This is a genomic window from Ensifer sp. Root954 (assembly GCF_001429005.1).
GTDB lineage: Bacteria > Pseudomonadota > Alphaproteobacteria > Rhizobiales > Rhizobiaceae > Ensifer > Ensifer adhaerens.
In genome coordinates, this window is record NZ_LMJM01000004.1 from 91,018 (window position 1) to 111,465 (window position 20,448).

The 20,448-nt window shown below is 58.0% G+C and carries 19 protein-coding genes and 3 pseudogenes; 8 read left to right on the top strand and 14 right to left on the bottom strand.

What is annotated here, in order from left to right; translation table 11 throughout:
• Positions 1-832 precede the first annotated feature (832 nt).
• Entirely contained in the window at positions 833-1,093 is a 261-nt protein-coding gene (locus ASE71_RS05060) for a hypothetical protein (RefSeq protein WP_034803529.1), read from the top strand.
• A 619-nt stretch (positions 1,094-1,712) separates the two neighbouring features.
• Here ASE71_RS05060 and ASE71_RS05065 read toward each other — a convergent pair.
• Positions 1,713-3,154, bottom strand: a pseudogene (locus tag ASE71_RS05065) (DUF1254 domain-containing protein).
• 24 nt (positions 3,155-3,178) lie between these two features.
• The gene (locus ASE71_RS35590) at positions 3,179-3,556 is read right to left on the bottom strand and encodes a hypothetical protein (RefSeq protein WP_146749608.1); all 378 of its coding nucleotides are present in this window, start codon (positions 3,554-3,556) and stop codon (positions 3,179-3,181) included.
• 116 nt (positions 3,557-3,672) lie between these two features.
• Here ASE71_RS35590 and ASE71_RS05070 point away from each other — a divergent pair, with 116 nt between their 5' ends.
• Positions 3,673-3,936, top strand: a complete 264-nt coding sequence (locus ASE71_RS05070; RefSeq protein WP_060520375.1) for a hypothetical protein — start codon at positions 3,673-3,675, stop codon at positions 3,934-3,936.
• A gap of 55 nt (positions 3,937-3,991) precedes the next feature.
• Here ASE71_RS05070 and ASE71_RS05075 read toward each other — a convergent pair whose 3' ends face one another.
• From ASE71_RS05075 to ASE71_RS05085, 3 genes are read right to left on the bottom strand one after another with little or no spacing between them, the layout of a single operon-like run.
• Positions 3,992-4,492 (bottom strand): Hsp20/alpha crystallin family protein, encoded by a 501-nt coding sequence (locus ASE71_RS05075; protein ID WP_060520374.1) that lies wholly within the window; start codon positions 4,490-4,492, stop codon positions 3,992-3,994.
• A 25-nt stretch (positions 4,493-4,517) separates the two neighbouring features.
• Positions 4,518-4,922 (bottom strand): Hsp20/alpha crystallin family protein, encoded by a 405-nt coding sequence (locus tag ASE71_RS05080; RefSeq protein ID WP_034803516.1) that lies wholly within the window; start codon positions 4,920-4,922, stop codon positions 4,518-4,520.
• Between the two features lie 9 nt (positions 4,923-4,931).
• On the bottom strand, positions 4,932-5,366 hold the full coding sequence (locus ASE71_RS05085) for an Hsp20/alpha crystallin family protein (protein ID WP_034803514.1): 435 nt from the start codon (positions 5,364-5,366) through the stop codon (positions 4,932-4,934).
• Between the two features lie 358 nt (positions 5,367-5,724).
• On the opposite strand from ASE71_RS05085, the pseudogene ASE71_RS34670 reads away from it, so the two are divergent.
• Positions 5,725-6,188: pseudogene (locus tag ASE71_RS34670) on the top strand (phosphotransferase); the annotation flags it as partial.
• Between the two features lie 182 nt (positions 6,189-6,370).
• On the opposite strand, the pseudogene ASE71_RS34845 reads toward ASE71_RS34670, so the two are convergent.
• Positions 6,371-6,664 (bottom strand): annotated as a pseudogene (locus ASE71_RS34845) (CopG family ribbon-helix-helix protein).
• A gap of 284 nt (positions 6,665-6,948) precedes the next feature.
• On the opposite strand from ASE71_RS34845, the gene ASE71_RS05095 reads away from it, so the two are divergent.
• Both ASE71_RS05095 and ASE71_RS05100 read left to right on the top strand, forming a co-directional pair.
• Entirely contained in the window at positions 6,949-7,248 is a 300-nt protein-coding gene (locus ASE71_RS05095) for a DUF982 domain-containing protein (protein ID WP_060520372.1), read from the top strand.
• Positions 7,249-7,268: 20 nt separating this feature from the next.
• Positions 7,269-7,538 (top strand): hypothetical protein, encoded by a 270-nt coding sequence (locus ASE71_RS05100; RefSeq protein WP_060520371.1) that lies wholly within the window; start codon positions 7,269-7,271, stop codon positions 7,536-7,538.
• Between the two features lie 422 nt (positions 7,539-7,960).
• Here ASE71_RS05100 and ASE71_RS36740 read toward each other — a convergent pair whose 3' ends face one another.
• The 5 genes from ASE71_RS36740 to ASE71_RS05130 form a co-directional block, all read right to left on the bottom strand.
• Positions 7,961-8,257, bottom strand: a complete 297-nt coding sequence (locus ASE71_RS36740; RefSeq protein ID WP_082566439.1) for a hypothetical protein — start codon at positions 8,255-8,257, stop codon at positions 7,961-7,963.
• A gap of 163 nt (positions 8,258-8,420) precedes the next feature.
• A complete protein-coding gene (locus tag ASE71_RS05105; RefSeq protein WP_060520370.1) occupies positions 8,421-9,503 on the bottom strand; it encodes a nucleotidyltransferase family protein in 1,083 nt (360 codons plus the stop codon).
• A complete protein-coding gene (locus ASE71_RS05110) occupies positions 9,490-10,596 on the bottom strand; it encodes a hypothetical protein (RefSeq protein WP_060520369.1) in 1,107 nt (368 codons plus the stop codon). Before ASE71_RS05110 ends, ASE71_RS05105 begins: the two co-directional genes overlap by 14 nt.
• A 794-nt stretch (positions 10,597-11,390) precedes the next feature.
• The gene (locus ASE71_RS05125; protein ID WP_060520366.1) at positions 11,391-11,696 is read right to left on the bottom strand and encodes a DUF1236 domain-containing protein; all 306 of its coding nucleotides are present in this window, start codon (positions 11,694-11,696) and stop codon (positions 11,391-11,393) included.
• A 233-nt stretch (positions 11,697-11,929) separates the two neighbouring features.
• On the bottom strand, positions 11,930-12,178 hold the full coding sequence (locus ASE71_RS05130; protein WP_060520365.1) for a hypothetical protein: 249 nt from the start codon (positions 12,176-12,178) through the stop codon (positions 11,930-11,932).
• Positions 12,179-12,623: 445 nt separating this feature from the next.
• Here ASE71_RS05130 and ASE71_RS05135 point away from each other — a divergent pair, with 445 nt between their 5' ends.
• The 3 genes from ASE71_RS05135 (at position 12,624) to ASE71_RS05150 (ending at position 17,599) form a co-directional block, all read left to right on the top strand.
• Positions 12,624-14,132: an ATPase domain-containing protein gene (locus tag ASE71_RS05135; RefSeq protein WP_060520364.1), complete on the top strand. Its 1,509-nt coding sequence runs from the start codon at positions 12,624-12,626 to the stop codon at positions 14,130-14,132.
• A gap of 28 nt (positions 14,133-14,160) precedes the next feature.
• The gene (locus ASE71_RS05140) at positions 14,161-16,167 is read left to right on the top strand and encodes an ATP-binding protein (protein WP_244496910.1); all 2,007 of its coding nucleotides are present in this window, start codon (positions 14,161-14,163) and stop codon (positions 16,165-16,167) included.
• A 991-nt stretch (positions 16,168-17,158) separates the two neighbouring features.
• Complete coding sequence (locus ASE71_RS05150) at positions 17,159-17,599, top strand: hypothetical protein (RefSeq protein WP_060520361.1); 441 nt, start codon at positions 17,159-17,161, stop codon at positions 17,597-17,599.
• Positions 17,600-18,523: 924 nt separating this feature from the next.
• Here the strand turns inward: ASE71_RS05150 and ASE71_RS05155 are convergent.
• The 3 genes from ASE71_RS05155 to ASE71_RS34855 form a co-directional block, all read right to left on the bottom strand.
• Positions 18,524-19,366, bottom strand: a complete 843-nt coding sequence (locus ASE71_RS05155) for a polysaccharide lyase (protein ID WP_060520407.1) — start codon at positions 19,364-19,366, stop codon at positions 18,524-18,526.
• A 115-nt stretch (positions 19,367-19,481) separates the two neighbouring features.
• The gene (locus tag ASE71_RS05160) at positions 19,482-19,964 is read right to left on the bottom strand and encodes a hypothetical protein (RefSeq protein ID WP_060520360.1); all 483 of its coding nucleotides are present in this window, start codon (positions 19,962-19,964) and stop codon (positions 19,482-19,484) included.
• Between the two features lie 276 nt (positions 19,965-20,240).
• The coding region (locus ASE71_RS34855) for a DUF1214 domain-containing protein (protein ID WP_156411746.1) at positions 20,241-20,448 on the bottom strand (208 nt) is incomplete at its 5' end.

Consider the following 20,448-nt stretch of genomic DNA (forward strand, 5'->3'; position numbering starts at 1 on the left):
AACTGGCACTCAGAACCGCAGCCACCGACCTCGGGGTTGCGGTTTTGCCGTTGGGCGCGGGGAAAAATCGGCAGGAGAGCTCGTCGCTTTAGCGAGGTCGCTCGCAATTGAAATTTCGATTTAACCCTTCCTTGGCTGCGCCATCTTAGATTGCCCTGAAATGGGGGAGAAAATGCAGAAACTCAGGGAACTAGGACGGCGCCGTTTATCGGTGAGACTACCGAAATTCCGACGGGCGCTCGAAGGTGATGTCTGTCCGGCGGAGCTGGATGACCTTTTCGAGGCGTATGCACTCGCAGCCGAACGGTTAGAAGAATTCCGAGAAGCAGAACAGCCAGATCAACGTCTTGTATTCGAGTACGAGGTGGCAAGCAGAGGGATACAAGAGGAGGTATCCCGCCTCCTGACTGCTATCCAGGGCAATGCCGCGAACACCACCATTCCTGTTGCATCGCTCCGAGACGCAAAAAGGCCCCAGAGTCCCACGAGGGTGATCCGGGGCCTTTCCGTCTGAGCGTTCGACTTCTACAGACACAACATTTTACGCCGCCAACCAGTTGGGACGCAATCGGTACGCTCGGTCAGTGTCAGGGGTTTGATCGCCCATAGACTGCAAGCTCAGGGTCAATCGTTAGATGCTCTTGCCGAGCGGCCTCAGGGGCCTGGTTCGTTCGGTATGCCTGAATGAGCAAATGCCGATCGTCGTTCAATTCAGGCGCCTGCTCTGTCGGACGCCAATAGAGCAAATCAAGAACGGCCTCGCCGAGATCTCGCATATGAATAGACATTTGATTCCTCACCGCTTGGTCGGGGGGATAACGCGCGAGCACGAATGGGGTTTCACGACATTCCGGTTGCCCGACGAGGCATCGCGAACCCGCTAGCGGCGATGGCGCTCATCGGATTTACCTCTTTGTCAGGAAAACGCGCCACCATCCACGCACGGCATGATGCCGGCTGGGGGAACACGATAGGCTATGATTGGGATGGCGCTCGCGGGCGCCGCATGAAGATCGCGCGAATTGGAACGGCCGTCGCGCTAGCGGCCCTGCTGGTGTCCGTCGCGACCGAGGTGGTGACCCGATCGCTGTAACCGTTATGCGGGTTGGCCCACGCCGCCCGGCGCTTTGAGAGCCTCGAGGGCTTCAATCCGAGCGACGAGATCCGTCGTCTGCGTAGCAAGAGTTTCGATCTGCGCTCAGCAACTCTATCGGATGCCACGCTGCTGTCATGGCCGAGGAGCAGGTCAAGACCATCGCGATCGGACCCGACTGGGCAAGCAGGCGCTGGACTTTCCCTTGTCCTGTTTTGTCGGTGCCGTCGTTTGGCACGGTTGTAATTAATGCCCGCTCTTCACATTTACCGCTTGCCCAAGCCGCACGGCGGTAAGTCGGCTGCGGACTCTTCGCCTTGATGAGAATCGAGCGAACTTTTGTGCCCACCGTTTATTAAGCGAGTACGGTAATAAACAAAACTTCCGTTTCGTTTATTAAGAGACGGTGCGATTTAACTTCAGCGCAACAATCGACTCAGGAAGGCCATGGACAGCAACGATTCCAACACCAACGGGCGAGTGGACCGCTTTGTGGAAATCGCTGTCGGTGGTGAACGAGTCGCGGCCGAGATAAACACCGTGCTTTTTCAAAGCTGCGCCCGTTGAGGCTGCAACTGCCAGATCCCCGGTTACGGCCGATTCACTATGGCCTTGGACGTCAACCCGTCTTCGTCGCCGCCGGCAGAACCCACGATCCGTCGAGGATCGACGGGTTTCCTTCCTTCGGCCAGTACAGCCGCATCATCAGGATAAACTTACCCTTCGGGGAAGGCAGCCAGTTTGACTCCTTGTCTGCGCCAGGAGATTCGTACTGGATGTAGATATCGGTCGTCCCGTCAGCATTGGCTTTGAGCTCCTGACGGGCGCTAATTGAATAGCGGTTCAGCGGGTTGTCCACGAAGAAGTATCCCGCGTCATACATCGTTATCGACCAGAACCCGTTTACCGGAGGCAGATGTCCCTTGGCAAAGTTGATTACATAGTTTTCCGAGCCGTTATAGTCGCGAGTAAAAAGGCCACTGCCCGACTTCGTACTCGTTGGATAAATCGCATCCTGAGGGCGATTGGCGCCAAGTCCGATGGCGGTGATCAGAGCGCGTTGCAGATAATCCGCACCATAGAGACCGGTTTTTGTCGTGTATGCCCACCCGTTGATGTCCTCGACGTCGCCCCCGCTATCCTTGAAGTGCAACATAATTCGCGCGTACGCAATCTGTGGAAGCCGCTTCTGGAGGACGACATCGAGTTTGCTCTCGTCGAAATCCTTGCCAGGAACAATCCCTATGGTGGCCAACTGCTCCAACAATGGAGCATCGGCCGCGGCGGGGGGATTAGTCTTCAGCAGGTCGCAGAACAGTTTGAAGTAGGCGACCGCATCCAGCGCGTTGACCTGCTCACGAACTGCAGTCTTCATGTCGATAGCTGGATCGGTCTTGCGGGCAGGTGGGGTGTAGTCCGTCCCGTAGCCACTCAAGGGAACGAGCTTCACCTCATCCTGAAGCCTGTGGACTTCGGCATAGTCCTCAGGCGTTCCGGTGCAATAGATACGCCCGAGCAGCCACACCATGCTGGTGGGTGATTTGTATTCAGTCACGCCTTCAGGCAGCGCCCCCGTCCAGCCCGGGCCGGTGATCGCATATGTCTGCGCACCCGGTCCCGTAGTTCTCTTTCCGGGTACTTCAGACGTTGGTCCAACCATCGAGCATCGGGAAAAGCGCATAACGATCGCCAAGATCTGGAAGGCTCAAGACATAGGGTTCCTTGGCGACATCAAAGAAAGCATAGGTGTAGAGAGTATCGGCATTAGGAGCGGTCACGTCCGCGAAACGATGCGTCGGGGTAGGCGCGCAGTCGACCAATCTGGCCCATCGGCGCCTTCATGCCTTGGGGTTCGGCGACGTTCGTGATCACGCGCCGCGTGTACTCCATGGTGACTAACGGATAGGCATAAATGTAAGCTTCAAGTGCTGTCCAGAAGTCTGTCCGTCCTAGCAACTCGTCGCCAATCGATCCGTCCTGCGCGACAGCGGGTCCCGCAATCATCCCCATGGCTAGTCCCGCACAGGTCGATGTCGCAAATGCCCGACGCGAAATATTCATGTTCCCCTCCGAACAGGATGTGTATTAGCGGCGAGATGCTAACTCATAACGGGAGGGAAATCGAATCCGAAACTTAGCGTGGAAAATGACCTGGCTGGGCCAGAGATCCGCAAGCGTGCCATACACAGCGACTGCTGATTTGACGATGCTGCCACCATCCCGACTCAACACCCTGACCTGATCATCGGCGGCGTGATTGTCGCCGTAATCATCGGCGCATACATCTATCGGGAGGAAACGAAGCCGGCCGACGCTGCATTTTGGTTTCATCAGAATGGTGTGCCCGTTCAGGAAAACGGATGTTGGAGACAGAGGGAAGAATTGGCAGTTGAACTCGCGTTCATCAGGCGTTTCAATGGTCGCGACTTCACCCCTTGATGCCTTTAGCACATCGGTGCCCACGGGTTCTGGCGATTGCCATCCCAACGGCGCCACGCTGACTGTTTAAGAAGGGTACTCTTCGTGGTATTTTGCAATTCGAGCCTGCACCAGGGGACCCGTGTGACCGGAAGAGATCGATGAGCGGTGACAATTCGCCAATCGTCTCCGAAGAGGAGATCGCTCTCTACGATGCCATCGAACGAGCGATCGCGAATGTTCGCGCGGCTCTTGTTGATATCGATCGCGCTTGGGTTCGCATCACTGCGGAACGGCCCAATCCGACTGCCGCTGCTTTCGGCGCTCTGGATAGGGCAGACGAGATGCTGACCGTCGCCCGAGCAGATCTCGCCCGCGCCCGCGCTTCGCTGATGGCCTATCCACGGACGAGACCTCTGCAGTAATCGCTAAGAAATGCGGCGGTTTCGCCCGCCGCATGTCACGACCGTGAAGTCGATGTCAGCTCGCCTTCACCTCGATCTTCCTAACACGCGACAACGCTTCCTCCGTTTTTGGAAGCGTCACGGTCAGGACGCCGTTTTTGAACTGGGCGGCGACTTTGTCCTCGTCGACGCCCGATGGTAACGGGATCGAGCGGTAGAACGACCCGTAGGAGCGTTCCAACAAGTGATACCCCTTCTTGCTCTCTTCCTGCTCACTTTTCTTTTCTCCTTTGATCGTGAGCGCGCTGTCCGTCAGGGAGACATCGACGTCCTTCTGGTCGATTCCAGGAAGCTCCACCGAAACCTCAATCGCACTCTCGGTTTCGGTGACGTCGATTCGCGGCCCGCCGGTATCCCAGCGCCCGAAGGCACCGAACGGTTGATCGAGCCGCTTCCAGAAATCTTCGAAAATACGGTTCACGTCGCGCTGCAAGGAAAAGACGGGATTTCCCTGGTCTGACTTCGCAATTTCGCTTCCCTTGTTACTGCCCCAGGGGATCAGATCTCTAATCTGCATGGTCAACCTCCTTTCTCCGCACGAATTACGCCATCTTCAGCTTGATCTTTCTCGCCTTTGCCGGCGCGACCTTGGGCAGGACCAACCGCAGGACGCCGTTCTTCTGCGATGCCTCGATACTGTCCCGATCGATATCTTCGGACAGGGTGAAGACGCGCTCATAATTGCCCGCGCCGTATTCGGCATAGATTTGGCGATAGTTGTCGTGCTGTTCGTCCGTCGCGTAGCCCCGAATCGCCAGCGTCCGCTTCTCGAGCGTGATGTCGACACCCTCTGAAGCGACGCCCGGCATGTCCACGAGAACAACGACATTGTCCTCTGTCTCATAGATATCGGTGCGCGGGGCAAACACCGGGCGCGAACGGGTCGGTTCGCCACCGTCAAGCTTGCTTGGAGCCCGGCGTTCAGTCGTTTTCAGTTCCTGAGCCATTTTGGCCTCCTATCCTTTGATCTGGATCTTCTTCGGTCGATCCGTCTCGGGCCGGTGTAGTTCGACTTCAAGAAGCCCGTTTGCGAAACGCGCCTCGACCTGTTCCGGATCGACGCGGAAAGGCAATTGCACCGTTCGAGAGAAGTTTCCGTACACTCGTTCGCGCCGGTGCCAGACGGATCTCTCGTCCTCCGTCGGGGATCCGCGTTCGCCCCTCAATGTCAACGTGTTCTCGCGAACCGTCAGATCGACCTCTTCAGGCGCGATCCCAGGCAATTCAGCAGTCACCGCTACGCTGCCCTCACCCATCCAGAGGTTGACGGGTGGAAACTCGTGGGCCGCTTTGGCAGTCATGTCGGACAAACGCTGATTCATTTCCTGCTGCATTCGCCGCATTTCCAGAAATGGGTCGAATCCCATGCGGCCAAAATCCGATATCAGCATGTGCATCCTCCTTCGTTTCATAATCAGCCGTTGTTGTTGCTTAAAACGCGCCAAGTACGTGCATGCCGGAGGCCGCAGGATCGGAGACGGACGGAACTGACGATCAGAAGACCGAGACGGTCGATCGCACAACAGCTACGCAAGGGGGTCGGGCAGACGCCGGACCATATCCTCCTTGCGAAGAGATATGAACCGAACCAGTCCAACGCATAAATGGACCATCGTTCCCGTGCCAGGATCCGAGAGGGCATCCGGCAAAAATGAGGTAGGTGAGAAAAGCGCGCGTTTCAAGGGCCGACGTTGCTTGAGAGTAGGACACACGGGAGATGGTTGCGAACCACTACGGCCGTTCCTTGCCGCAGGACGACGCGGCGCTTGCTGCAAGGAGCGCGACCGACTCATTTGGCTACAAGGCCGAGGTGTGGCTCCCGTAACCAGTTGACGGGAAGAACAGGAAGGCGCGTGCCTGGTGATGACGGCAATCCCCGGAGTGCCGGCAGCAGATCTTTCAGGATCCGACTTGCTCAAGGCATGGCCGTCGATGGTGGAGCAACTTAACGCTGTTCACGGCCTGTCGCCAGAGGAATGCCCGTTTGAGCGTAGGTTGTAAGGAATGTTCGCACGCGCTGTCGATGTGGTTTCCCGCAATGCCGTAGACCTGACTTCTTACCAGACGAGGACAAGCATACGCCGCAGCCCGATCTCTTAGCTCGGATCGAACGAGAGCTAACGGTACGTCTGGAGCAAGAAAGCACCGAATTGACGGTTTGCCATGGTGATCCCTACATGCCGAATTTTATGGTAAGCGCCGAAACTCTGCAATTGCTGATGAACTGCCGGTGCAGACAATCTGGCGTGGCGCAATGGTAGGGGTGCAGTTCGTCTGCTTAGCCGAGAAAACCCCCTGATGCTCCTCGAAGGCGAGACCTGGGCTAGAGCCGAACTCATGGCGGATTTGTATGGCGAGTCGCAGGAACCACGGCCGTCGATACGCACCGATCTCATCAAGTCGCCGCAACGCAGGTAGCGTCCAACGAATACGCCTCCGGCTCATGATTGCGGGCAGACTTGACGTACTTCCTGACGACTTTCGCCACATCTTCATCGCTGGCGAACTCACCCCGGTCGGCCTCGGTCAACCCGGCTTCAATCTCGGCAAACTGCCATTCCTACTGCTCAACGAAAGCTTCGATGGCCTCTGCAGCCCTATAGGACCGCGACCGATCCAGCTTCTCAGCGAGCTGATCCAGTTTGCTCGCGGTTTCATCTTTTACACGCACGGTAAACGCAGCGGTCATGGGATCTCACCTTTCTTGGTTCGCTTTGATTATCGATGAACCGCACTGGTGCATCAAGGTTCTAGACACTTCTTCAAAGCATCCCATGCGCGACTGATCCTCGGTTTATCTGTGCTTAGAAACGTCCTGGTGGGGCCGACCAACTGGTTGCAGGATCGCGTCCTGCCGCGCCCACCACATCCTGATCGCCAAACGCCTGGTGTCGGAGGTCTTGAAAACCAATCTCAGCATTCCCAGATGATTTTCCATCTTCTTTCATCCGGTTAGATAGGAAGGAGGGAAACATGTATCTTCCGGAGATGCCATGGTCTGCACCGTTGCAGGTAACGTTCCAGAACGGCAGCAATCGCACCTTCTCATCGGTCTTCGACGCGCTCGTTTTTCTGGAGAACGAGTGGCCGCGACGACGCGGACGACGCTACGAGCAAGCCGTCGAAGTCTGTCGGCGCACCCTTAACCGAAAGATGCCGGTTGCGATCGCGCGTGAAGCTTTCGTCGCCGCGTGTCTGGAGGCCGGTCTCCCAGCGAACCCGCTAGCCCACCTCACCAGCCCGAGACGGGATGACAGGCGCTCCGCCGCATAGGTGAGGATGGGAATGCTTCGATGTTTGACCCCGTGGAAGGTGCCTGGATAAGCCCGACCGAGTTGAACTTCCTGCAAAGGATCTTCGACCGGGTTTGCATGTGGTGCCAGATTGATCGGCCCAGCAAGCGTGCCGACCACCTCGCGACTTACCTGTTGCATGAATATCGGGCTGGTATTCGCGACGAGACAGCTCTTTTTGAAGCAGCAATGTGGCGCGAGGCGCGCCGTTCAAAGTCCGGCCCCAAGCATGAGCATGACAAAGGGCTCGACGGCACAATAATCAACTAGACATCTGGCGCGCCGTCCTCATGTCGCGCCAATTGTCTGAACCATGCGCCGTAGATGATGCTCCGGTTGAAGATGAGGCGCGATCGCCGACAAGCTCAGGCCCAGGGTGAGCGCGACGGTCGGTGGCTTTGGACAGCAGCTTGATTCTCGTTCGTCAGTGGCGCGACAATCCCAAGCCCGCCGTGCACATATATAAAACAGGACGTGGACATAGATACGTTCAAGGTTCGGAGTGAAATCCCGGAACTTCCATTGAGTCGCACTGCTTGTCATGTGGTGCGCACTCGGCGACCGTCCTGCCGCTCAAGCATCAGGTATGGGGAAGTACCTACCGGCAAAAGTCATACCCGTCCAGGCGGTCAGTGGCGGCAACCGGCGGCACCGCCCCTTCATTCCATGAACCAGCAAGAGCCAAATGTGGTCTAAGGGCGTCCGTTCATTTTGCTGTTGCTCTGCGATTGACCCGCACCCGGGCCCCCTCGCGAAACACCACGCCCGTGGCTGCTTCCTCTATTTGTCGAACTCGGCCCGTTACCCCACCCATTGTTTCCTTTGCTGCCGCCACCGCCACCACCCGAAGAGGCAATCGCTTGCGACGTCAGGCTGGTTGACAGAAGCATTGTGACGACTGGTGGGGTTACGGCCGCAAATCGACCGCAGCTTTTCAAAAACTCGCGCCGATCGTGGTCACTTCGAGATTGGTTCGGTTCTTCGGCCATCTGCCCTCCCACCCGTCCAACGGATGCCAGATATATTAGGACTAACTACTTTTACATTAAAAGCTACGAGTTATCCATATATCTTTAGATGTAGCTGGGTGCCCGCCGCATATCCACCCACTGTCAATGCTCGGTTGCAAACTCCACAGGCTTCCCCAATCGGCTACAGTTTTCCGGGAGGCTTAGCGCGGAAATTACGCCGCAATTCGCGAGCCTTTCGCACAAGCTCGCGGCGCTTAGAAGGATAAGGCTCGCCCCCGAAACGATCCCAGGAGCGATAGTGGGCAACTTCCGAGATGAGGGTCAGGAGCGTGAGCGGAGTCCGCAGGTAGTCACAGCCGAGCTGAAGTCGCCGCCGGGCAAACTGGATCCTGGCCGTCGATCCCACTCCCCTAATCGCCGTTCGGTCTAGGCCGAGAAGCGCGGCGGCTGTTACGATTTGGGTCTCGACTGCGTTCCTCTCATAGCCGTTCGCGAAAAGCGCTCTAAGTCCGTTCCAGTCGATCCATGACGCGCGGGCGAGCGTTGCTATGTCCAGCAGATGGCGCAGGTCGAGTAGCCCACGCCAATAGTCACCATCTTGAAACTGATCGTGAAGAATGAAAAGAATGATCTGCGCAAACGCCGTTGGAACGCGTACATGGCCTCCGCCAATATCGACCACGCAACTATCGCCATAAAGCCATTCCGCGTCGCCGAAGGAGGCCGGCCCTTTCGCTCGACACTGAAGATCGATGCTTCCGACATCCCTTGGACGGATCAGGACGACTGGGAGATGATATTCCGCATTCCCTGGCCAGGAACCTTCACCGGAAGATAGCGCGACCTCATATCCCTGACGGCACAATGCTTTTGATGCCTCTCGCATATCCTGGGGGCGGACAAGAATGTCCAAATCGGTCAGAAGCCGTGCACCAAGCGCTTCAGGTGTAGCACTCGCAAGGATGGCTGTCCCCTTCAGCACGATGGGCTCTATACCGATCTCGTTCAGCGATGCGGCCGCCTCGCCCAGCTGAGCTTTCAGTCTGCAATTTCGGTCAGTGTTCCGCCGATATATCATCGACAGATAGTTGGAGAGATCCTCCGGCAAGTGCGGGTTGGCTTCCTTCACCGCGCCTGCAAGTGAGGTGATCGTCAGGCTTCTGTTCGCAAGGGCTACGATCCCTTCCCAGTTCGCCTCTTTCGGTATGTGCCCGTTGAGGCAGGAGGCGAGCGTAACCAGATCGCGCCAACTATTGCATGTCATGCAGGCGCCTCAATGTCTCTACGGCTCTGTCGAGGGAAGAGTAGGTCAGCTCGACGGTGCGCGCCTGTGAAACCATATCGAGGAGCCGCTGAAACTGCGGCAAGGCGAGGCGACGCTCTGGCGTGTGCGCACCGGCCAGTAGTTCCGAAAGGGCACGCATGGGCTCAACGTCGCAAACCTCGACTGGCCCGGTGCGACGACGGCGGATCAGCACGACAGCTGCAGGCTGAACCCGCACGCGTGCAGCACAGGGCAGCCCTGTCGGATAGCGCACACGCTTATTGTCGAGCCGCCTATGGATTGGCGCTGCCAGAATTGCATCTGACATGTCGCCGAGCAGCCCCCAAGACCCCTGCTTCAATGCGGGCGAGAAGGGCACTCCCACAAGCAGTCCATCCTCATCCATCAGCGCGATATCATCTCCGCCGTAGGTGAAGCCTGCCGCGAGCAATGCCAGGGCGAGTGTCGTCTTGCCGGCCCCCGCCGCGCCACAGATCAGGAGGCCTTTTCCGTTCTTCACGAGCAATGCCGCGTGAAGTGCGACATTCAGGCCAAGGTTGGCAAGAATGTCGTCTGTCACAAGCGCCTTGATCGCCGGGGCAACCTCCAAGTCAGCGACAATCATACCCGAGGAACGATGTCGGCCGATGCATACGCGCTCGCCAAAACGCGCCACGTCGTACGCAGCCGTGTGTGACGTAGCGGCAGCAGCCCCATTGTGGGCAAAAATCGGGACAACGAGGTCGCGAAGCTCTCGGTCATAAAAGGCGAGCGATACGGCGGTACCTTCGAAATCAAATGTCTGGGTGTCTAACGCATTGCCCTCGTTCTCATCAAACATGATCTCCAGCAGATTGCATCGTGACAAATGGGCCAGATAATCTTGCACCGACGCGTGCGCACGCGCTCGGCTTACGCCCCGGGCCACCAGGGCGCCTTCCAACTGATGCGCCGGCGCGGCCTCGGCGAGGAGGCAGGTAAGAAAGGCGCTCAACTCATCCAGTTGGAAAATCTGCTGGGACGCTTCGTCAAAGATAGTCTTCCGTTCCCCAAGCAAGAAGAAACTTGCACCGGCGGAGAGGCGGAACTTCATCGGCGCTTCTCGTTCGCTAAAGACAATTGAATCCACATTCTAGTCGAAAAAAGGGTTGCAAGAGCCGAGCGCCCTCAATCTCATGAAAATCGTCGCTCATCTGTGAGCGTGAGGAGGACGACGACCTCTGCCTGCAAGTCCGCGCACACCTGTCTGTATTCGCTGATCAGCTCTACGCGCGCCGGGTACTCCTGCATCAGGTCGTCGAGAGTCGTCGCGGCGAGCGCGTACGCCTCGAATAGATCTAGGAGGCAAGGTTCTCTGGCTTGGCGCAGCTGAGGGCGATACCGAGGTAAAGCCATCCCCAGACGGGCTCGACCTAAATGCATCAATCTCATGGTTGCTCCCTCGCTACAGCTCAAGGCTATTTTGGCGTTGGGGCGGGTGGGGAAGGACAATGGCACTGGTTTGTTGAGGATCGTTCGAGAGCGCGCTGCCCACGAAGAGATAGGCTCCGATGACAACTATCGCTAAGAGCGTGATGCCGATGGGCAACCCTCTAGACAATTTGCGCGGTGGCTCGCCGTAGCAGTATGGTTCGTACATTCTCGATCCTCCTGTCGGCATCGACACTAGAACGAACCGAAGGGTGGATAGGGTGCCCCGGCGTCGTTGTCGGACTATGGAGCACTGGATGGTTTGTCCACAGGCTAAATCTAAAATACGCGACGATATGGGATCGCTACGGATTAGGACCTTTGCGGCCAGATTATGGGACTAAAGTCCAATCGCCGTTCTTTCTCGCGGAGCTCGCGAAGACGTCCCTTCCCCGAAAGGAAGGGACGTGTCTTCAGTCATTCGATAACGCGAACGATCTTGCGAGTGCTTGGATCTACCAGCACGGTGCGATTATCGATGACCACATAGCGGTATTTGATGTCTGGCGCATCAATGGTGTGCAATTCCACCGTCTCGGGGAGTGCGGAGCCCACATTCAGCTCAACGCCCGGAAGATTGATGGAAGCGAGGGGTTTCTTCTTCACGTATTCGCGAACGACCGTTTCCTGCTCTGGCGTGACTAGGACCGTTTGAGCAAAACCAAAGCCGGAAGCCCCGAGCAGAAACAAACCTGCAAGGGCAGAACTGACAACCTTCTTCATGTACGTCTCCATCTGTTTTGAATTCCCTGCTCTCAAAGCGGGAACACTTTGCAAACGTTCTTGGGCAATTAGCGTTCCAGGGTCAGACTTCAGTCGCACGCACTTCGACTTAGGTCTTGCCCCCGCCCAGACCATAGTCTGGCTTGAATCGGTTCAACGAGGCCCAAGCAGTTCCCTCCTCCTCCTGGCCGCCGCGAGGTCGTGAATGGCCTTCGAGGTAGGAGGCTATCGGCTCACCGTGCTAAAGCGCGCAACGTGAGGGCAATCACCCATGGCGGCGACGAAAAGTTCGGGTCGCCGAGGCGCACGAGCTCGGCCATGCGACGATGATCATCGATGGCGATGCGACTCTTCTCCACGACCTGGGCCGCTCCTACTTCGGCCTGCTTCAGCGCGCGGTAGGCAGGCATTCCAGCCTGCACGATGCCGCGGAAATCATCTTCTTTGCTTTCGGGATGATGCCACTTGCCGAACGTCAGCAACTGCTCGAAACCGATCGTCTCTGGGAGGACTGGCGCGATCCGCTTCTGCGAGGAAGTGCACGCTTACGGCGCCGAGTTCTTCCGCGTCGCGTGCGAACACGGGCACGAAGGGCTCAAGCCAGGCAGGGGGACCCGCCCTATCGATAAGGCCCTGGCCGGAGCGTCAGAAGATCAAATGCGTGCCTCGCGACACCTTTGTGATCGGGCCAAAAGCTGGTGCCCTCAAAGCTGAAACAGATTCTACAAGAGCGATAGCAGCCGAGTGGGCGGCGGACATCTGCCGATAACTAGGCCTTGCTATGTTCGCGTTCTGTGCTGAAAATAGTCGCAAATGTATCGACTGGAAGATCTTTCGGTCGTGCTGCTTTTGTGCATATCTCGATTGGCTCGCCTGTTGCCTTCGCACCGCTCGACACTAGTTACCTGTGATCAACGGAGGGCGAAAATGGACACAAGCGTTATGTCGAAGGCCAAAACAGGTGTCGAGGGGCTGGACGACATCCTTTCGGGCGGTTTGTCACGTCGCCACGTATTCCTTCTCGAGGGGGCGCCGGGCACGGGGAAGACCACGATCGCCATGCAGTTCGTTCAGCAGGGCGCCGCCCTCGGAGAGAAATGTCTCTATATCACGTTGTCCGAGACCGAGGATGAGCTACGCGACAGTGCGTTGTCGCACGGGATGCAAATCCATAGAAATATCGAAGTATTCGAGCTCGTTCCGCCTGAGAGCTTGTTGAACGCCGACCAACAGCAGAGCTTGCTCTACTCGTCGGATCTGGAACTCGGCGAGACCACCAAAATGATATTTGAGGTTTTCGAAAGGGTTCAGCCGAACCGCGTCGTGCTCGACAGCCTCTCAGAAATCAGGCTGCTTGCCCAAAGCTCCCTTCGCTATCGCCGGCAAATCCTGGCGTTGAAGCACTTCTTTTCGTCTACGGGCGCCACGGTCCTGCTTCTCGACGACATGACCTCCGACAGCCTCGACAAGACGGTTCATAGCGTAGTCCACGGGGTTATTCATCTCGAACAACTGGCGCCGAGCTATGGTTCGGAAAGACGCCGCCTGAGGATTACCAAGTATCGCGGCCAGGCATTCCGCGGTGGTTATCACGACTTCATCATCAAGACTGGAGGTGTTTCCGTCTTTCCGCGATTGCGAGCGATCGAGCACCGCACGGAGTTCGAACGCTCTACTTTAAAGAGCGGGATCGCTGAACTTGACGCGTTGCTGGGTGGCGGCATTGAGCGAGGATCGAGCACGCTGCTGATCGGTCCTGCGGGCATGGGTAAAAGTCTCTTTGCACTTCAATTCGTCGAAGCGGCCGTCAAGCGTGGCGAAAAGGCCGCCCTCTTCATCTTCGATGAAGAATTGGGGCTGCTGTTCCGGCGCATGAAAGACCTTGGCATTAACTTGGAAGCCTACCAGCGGGACGGCTCTATTCACATCGAGCAGTTGGATGCAGCTGAGGTTTCACCTGGCGAGTTCGCCCAGCGTGTGCGCGAGCATGTTACCAGATTTGACGCGAAGACGGTCGTCATCGACAGCATCAACGGCTATCAGGCCTCAATGCCCGAAGAAAGCGCGCTCGTCCTCCACATCCACGAGCTGCTGCAGTATCTGAACCGCCAGGGCGCGAACACCTTCGTAACGGTGGCGCAGCATGGGCTGGTCGGTGACATGAAGTCGCCGGTTGACGTGACCTATCTCGCCGACACCGTGGTGCTGCTGCGCTACTTCGAGGCGGTCGGCAAGGTCAGGAGGGCGATCTCCGTCGTGAAAAAGCGCACCGGCAAACACGAGGACACGATAAGGGAGTTTACGATCGGCCAGGACGGCCTTTCGCTTGGCGATCCGCTTTCGGATTTCCAGGGCGTGTTACGCGGCGTCCCGACCTTTGTGGGTGAAAAACAACCGCTGCTGAAGTCCAGTGAGGGCGAGGACGATTCCAAATAGAGACGCCATTGCTCTGATCCATGCCCCCTTGGGAAGGGACGCGCAGATCGCGGCCGCGCTTTTGTCGGAAGCCGGCATCCGGCCGAAAATCGGCAGGGACGTCGCCGCGTTCATCTCTGCCTTGGATGAGGACATCGCTTTTGCCGTCGTGACGGAGGAGGCCTTGAGCTCGGCCGACCTTCGCCCGCTTTCGGCATGGATCAAATCGCAACCGAGCTGGTCCGACCTTCCCTTTATCATCTTGACCCATCGAGGTGGTGGGCCTGAGCGTAACCCTTCCGCTAGCCGCCTGTTGGAGGTGCTGGGGAACGTCAGCTTTGTAGAACGACCATTTCATGCCACGACGTTCATCAGCGTTGCGAGGTCGGCGCTGCGGGGCCGCCGACGCCAGTACGAAGCTCGACTCCGGATCGAGGCGCTGGACGAGGGGGAACGGCGGCTAAAGACGGCGCTTGAGGCAGGCCATCTGGGTGCGTGGGAACTTGACCTCACCACCTATGCTTTGATCACATCGATCACCTGTCGGGGGGTGTTTGGCAGGAGCGCCGGCGGGGCATTTACCTATGGCGACCTCCTTGCCGCTACTCATCCTGACGATGTGGAGAGGATGAAAACGGCGATGCAGGCCACCATCGAGAGCGGGGCCGACTATGCAATCGAATATCGTACCGTCTGGCCCGACAGGTCCATTCATTGGGCGGAAATGCGCGCGCAGCTTTATCGCGACCGAAGTGGGAACGCTGTCAAGTTGGTTGGCGTCTCTTCTGATATCACCGCAAGGGTATCGTCCGAAGAGCAGCAGAAGCGATTGAACGAAATCCTTGAAGAGCGCGTCGCCGAGCGAACGGCCGAACTGCACAAGGCTCACGGCACCGTCATGGCGGAAGTGGCCCAGCGCGAGCGTGCCGAGGCGCAGCTTCGTCAGGCCCAGAAGATGGAGGCTATCGGTCAGCTGACAGGTGGAGTCGCTCATGATTTCAACAATCTTTTGATGGCGGTGCTGGGAAACCTGGAACTCCTGCGCAAACACACTGGTGGTGACGCGAAAGCCGAGCGTTTGATCGATGGTGCGCTTCAGGGCGCAAAGCGCGGTGCGTCGCTGACACAGCGGCTTTTGGCATTCGCGCGCCGGCAGGACCTCAGTGTAGATCCAGTAGATCTGGGCGAGCTGGTGAGGGAGATGACGGATCTCCTAAATCGATCAGTGGGCACGGGCATTGTGATCGAAATTCGCATTCCCGATCGAATGGATCCGGTACTTGCTGACTCCAACCAACTGGAGCTCGCCCTTCTCAACCTCGTGGTGAATGCCCGGGATGCTATGCCGAACGGCGGGACGATCTGCATATCGCTTCAGGTGGAGAATGTGGCGAAGCCGGAGGGCGAACTCGCGGCGGGTCGGTACGGCGTGCTCTCCGTTGCCGACGAGGGCCACGGCATGGATGACGACACGCTGCAAAAGGCGATAGAGCCGTTCTTCTCGACCAAGGAACTTGGTAAGGGAACGGGTTTGGGCTTGTCGATGATCCATGGCCTCGCGCTTCAGCTGCAAGGAGCGCTGCGGCTCACCAGCACGCCAGGGAAAGGCACCAGAGCCGAACTCTGGATTCCGGTTTCGGACGAAAGCCCAGTCGTGTCCAAGGACACGGAGGTGGCGGAACCGGACCAAAGGGTAAAACCGCTACGCGTTCTTCTGGTGGACGATGATTTCCTGATCGCCATGAGTTCGGTCGACATGCTCGTCGATCTGGGCCATGAGGTGGTCGAGGCGCATTCTGGAAAGGAGGCACTCGCTCATCTTAAGGACGATGGCCGCTTCGACCTGCTCATCACGGATTATTCTATGCCGGAAATGACGGGGGGAGACCTCGCAAATGCCGCGCGGGGCCTATTTCCGGATCTTCCGATTCTCATTGCATCGGGATATGCCGAGCTGCCACCCGGCATCGATTTCGACGTGGCGAGGCTCGCAAAGCCCTACAGCCAGCAACAACTCGCCGTGGAGATCGAGAGTGTCCTCAGGGGTCTAAGTTAGACCAACGCGATGGGTGATAAATGGCTTTGGCACGGTGCCGATCGTCACGTCCTCTTGTTAGACGCCACCCCAGCTTGGGTGGCGCGCCATTGCTTCTAGTTGATCAAGCTCAAGCGACCGCGGGCGATTTAACAAGGAACGGATGCCGGCCGTGACGAACACGCTCACGCGCCATCGCTTCTTAATAACTCCGCCTCGTCGCTGACGCCGCACGAAACTCATCCATCAGAAAGCCCGCCAATGGATCGTCAAGCGAAGCAGCCAAACAGCTACTGAGTGCTCTGTGTTTGCTGCAGGACCTTACCAGCGCCGAAGCAAGAGGCCGCTGGCGGCGGCGTTTAGAACTGTCTTATTGATCCGGTCGTACCTCATTGTCATCGCTGTTACCCCGCGCGCATCCATCGCGCTGGCAAGGTTGAGCCTGCGCGGACCGGCCTTCCTGCTCCAGGCCACGCCGCGCGCGCGAGCCTGAAGGCGACGCCCCTGACCGCCCGAGACTTGTAGCTCAGATTGCGAAGGTCCAACGTCCATTCGGGGGCACATTTGCACGCTGAATCGGAGCCGCCCGATCTTGCCAGCATCTGGCCCCCGTTGTGAACGGCATGCTCTTCAGCGGCCATGCTTGTTACTCTCGGTGTTTCCCCTTCACAGCGCAGCGGAGTGCGTGCCTGGGCCTCGCGCCACAAGGGTCAAACCAACGCCTGGGCGTCCGAGAATTTGGACGGTGGTTGGGCAAGGACTGGCAGCGATTGAGGATCCACACAGGTTTTGGCCGGCCGCGAACAAACAGGCATTGTCAAAGGCAGTACGATCGCCGGAAACTTGAATCCGAAATGCGAAAGCAGAAAACCAGAATTCCGCTCAATATGTCAAAGTTACTTTCAATTGCGGCTTCAGAGGCGCACAATGTGATCATCGCTGGACTTTAAGACGGGCTCCGGCGGCTGGAAGATCAAAAAGCGCTTTCGCCCCAACTGGAGGAGATTGCGCCATGTTCATTCCGCAACAATCCGGATACATACTTCCTGAAGATTTCACTGTAATTGCCACGGTCTATGATAAGATCGTGAGTGCTCGCGCGATAAACCGTCAAAGCGACGAGGGAGAGTGGCTGGCCCGATACACCCTTGAATTGTTCATGAGCGGCACGCGTGATGCGCGGGAACTCGAAACGCGTTTGGAGGAGTTCAGCCTCCCCATGACGGGCGACGGGAACTCTCGCGTAGTAGATTTGTTGCCTGATTTGTTGGCATGGGCGCGGAGCCTGACTGCCTCTCCGAGTGAGGCGACTGCTCTGACTGAACAAACGCTCGATTACGCGATCGACCATTTAGAAGAATTTATTGCGACCTCGGATGTCAGAAGATGGTTGGTGCGTCTGATGGTGGAGCTCCACCTGGGGCGTCGACCGCGGTATCATCCGGCACCGTAGCCGCCAGCCAACACAAGTTCCGCGCCCTTCTTCGCCGCCAGCAGCAGTCGGCCAATGGAGCCAGTTTCTGTCGCGCCCCCATAGCCTGACGGCGAACTCCAGTCCGTTTATCTTGTCCACCCTATTAAGATTGAGACTCGCAGAGGCCCGCTAGCCCCACGGCATCAACCATACCGATATCGGCTCTAATAAGTAAGAGCTCTATAAGAAGTCGGGATGCGCTTCGAGCTCACCCCACGGACTTACTGGCAGCTCTGGGCGTGGCTCCTATGCACGTTCAGTACGCTGGGCTGCGCTACGCGATCGCGCGTGTAACCACGCACCCAGCGGTTGACGGCTTTCGAGGCTCCCACCATGCGGCCGACAGAGATTCGCGCTGTCGCCGCGCCGACCACAACAAACCTGCCTTGAAGTAAACCGGGACGGGCATCCGCTGCCTTACCGCCAAAAGGAGAAGAAAAGTACGGTGGCCAGTTTACTTGACGCCTGGCGCGCTCCAACGCGGGACGGTGGCATTTGCTACTTGCGGTATCATCGACGGATTGACGATCGTGTCACCGCCGCCATGGGAGTGCATGAGAAACGCCCGACCGGCAACCAATTCGATTAGGTCCAAGGTCGGCTTGGGTGACGGGCGTGATCGGCCGAGGGGAAGCGCACCTCCGCAATGGGGTCGGCCCGCGACCTTCGTGGCGCGTCGTTCAAGGTGACCTGGCAATGCCAACGTGACTTCCATGGCTGAGCGCAAAAGCCGCTGTCCCGTAACCATCAAAAACCAGAGCCTCACTCTTGCCGGATCGCCGTACCGCGGTCGGCTGCGGTACGGATCGATGTCGAACGCCCCCAATCTGCTCGCCAAGGCACGCGCCGGCTATCGCGGCGGGCATGACCGGATCCTTCGACGCTCGATGGCTTCAAGGAGCTCTATGAACCTGCTGAGCGTAGCGCCGCAAGTCCAGCCGTCCCGAGAACATCTTCACTGCGTGTGGAGCGGCGAAAGTTGTCGAAGTAGAGCGTCCATTCGCCTTGGGCTGCGGAGCGGTACGGTCCGAACTTGAAATACTGCCGAGAACCAAGCCCATGTTCGTCATGTCCGATATGGCCTCGGACCGTCACGATCCAACGGTCATTTGCGAAGAGTTCGATATGCCCTGTGCCGCCCGGTCCCGGCTGGGACATCACTGCAAAGTCAATCCAGCCACTTTGCGGCGTCGGCAGCTCATTACCCCTGTGGATGACGCTTATGCGATCCGTGTGGGCCGTGAACAGGCGCCCGTCCTGTGGCTCCCAGCCAGGGTCGGTAGCAACCAGCGCGCGCATCTGGCGCTTTTCCGGCCGCAGAAAAACCGGAGTGAGGGCCGATGTGCCGGTCGACAAAGGAGAGCGCCGAGGGATCACCGGAAAACTGGTCTCAACGGTCGCAAAGAGTCGGCCGCGAACGAGACGAAGCGCCAGGAACGGGCTAAAGTCACCCCTCGCCTCCGGACCGATCTCGCGCTTCCATTGTGCGATCAGATGGCGGTGGTCCCGCTGCGGGATTGGGTCGGCAAACTTCACCGAAAAGCCGTACCAGACTGCCTTGTCATAGGGTACGCGCAGAGCCGTGCGTTCCCACACCTCCGCCCGCTCGCTTCGATGGGCTTCGCCGTCAAAGAGCGGTCGGACGCTTAGCTTCAACGCGCCGGCACTGCCAAAGGTAACGTCGCGCTGAAATTCAAGTGAGCCTGCCCGTTGCTCGACATTGTCACGATAATAGAGCCCACCCATAGGCGAGAAGCGTTCGCCTTCGAAGCCATCAATAAGGTTGGCTTCCCAGGACAGAGCCGTCACGGCGGCGTCATTCCCGTGAGGTGTGTTGCCAGCGATATCCAATTCCTTCTCCTCAATTATCCTCGACACTGGCAGCATAGTTGTACCGAAGGCCACTTCTTCCTGGCCCGCGACAGCCCGTCGCGAACCTGCCGTCAGCGATGTGATCGTTGCACCGGGTGAGGTAGGTGCCGTTGATGGACATCAATCGGCCGGTCCCACCGCAGACGTCACAAGTGTGGTAGGCGCGCTCTGCGATCTCGTGATAGATGCCCCCCAGCGCAGCGGTCGCTTCTGCCGACAGGCGAAAGTCATTCGTCGTCCTGAGGTAGCAGCGAAGACCACCCCATTTCTCCTTTATTTGCCGAACGTAGACCTTGGAAATCAGCCCGCGTTTGCTCAGGAACATTTCGACGCGCCGTAAATACTCCTCAATCAATCCGTTCCAGCCCGTGTCGGCGGTCAGGAAAAGGGACCACGTCTCCTCGCTCGTATCTGGATCAAAAAGGCGAGCATAGGTTTCACGAATGTGCACGACGAACTCCTCATGGGTCATGCAGAGACTCCTTTCGCATGAACCCAGGGCTGGCAATAACACCTGCTTGGCTGTTCGATCGTGCAACCTCCGACGGTTTGAATCCGTCGTCTCGTCAAACCCCGATCCGGGCCGAACATAAACGACGCGTTAGCCGTGACCGCGCCTGCGCGGAAGGGACTGAGTTAACCGCGACGGGGTCGGTGAGACCTGGCGTGCGGCAGAGCCGAATGCCTCACATGCAGGGGTGACGGCAGTGAACGAGGCGGCGCGAAGCCGCCTCGTGCCAGTGTGCAATCAGCTCACCTTCTTCACCGGCGGGATCGTCCAGGAACCGTCGATGATGGACGGATTGCTCTCGTTGGGCCAGTAGAGCCGCATCATGAGGATGAACTTTCCCTTGGGCGCCGGCAGCCAGTTTGATTCCATGTCCGCTCCCGGAGATTCATGTTGGATAAACAGGTCGATCGAGCCATCCGGATTGGCCTTCAGCGGTTGGCGCGCG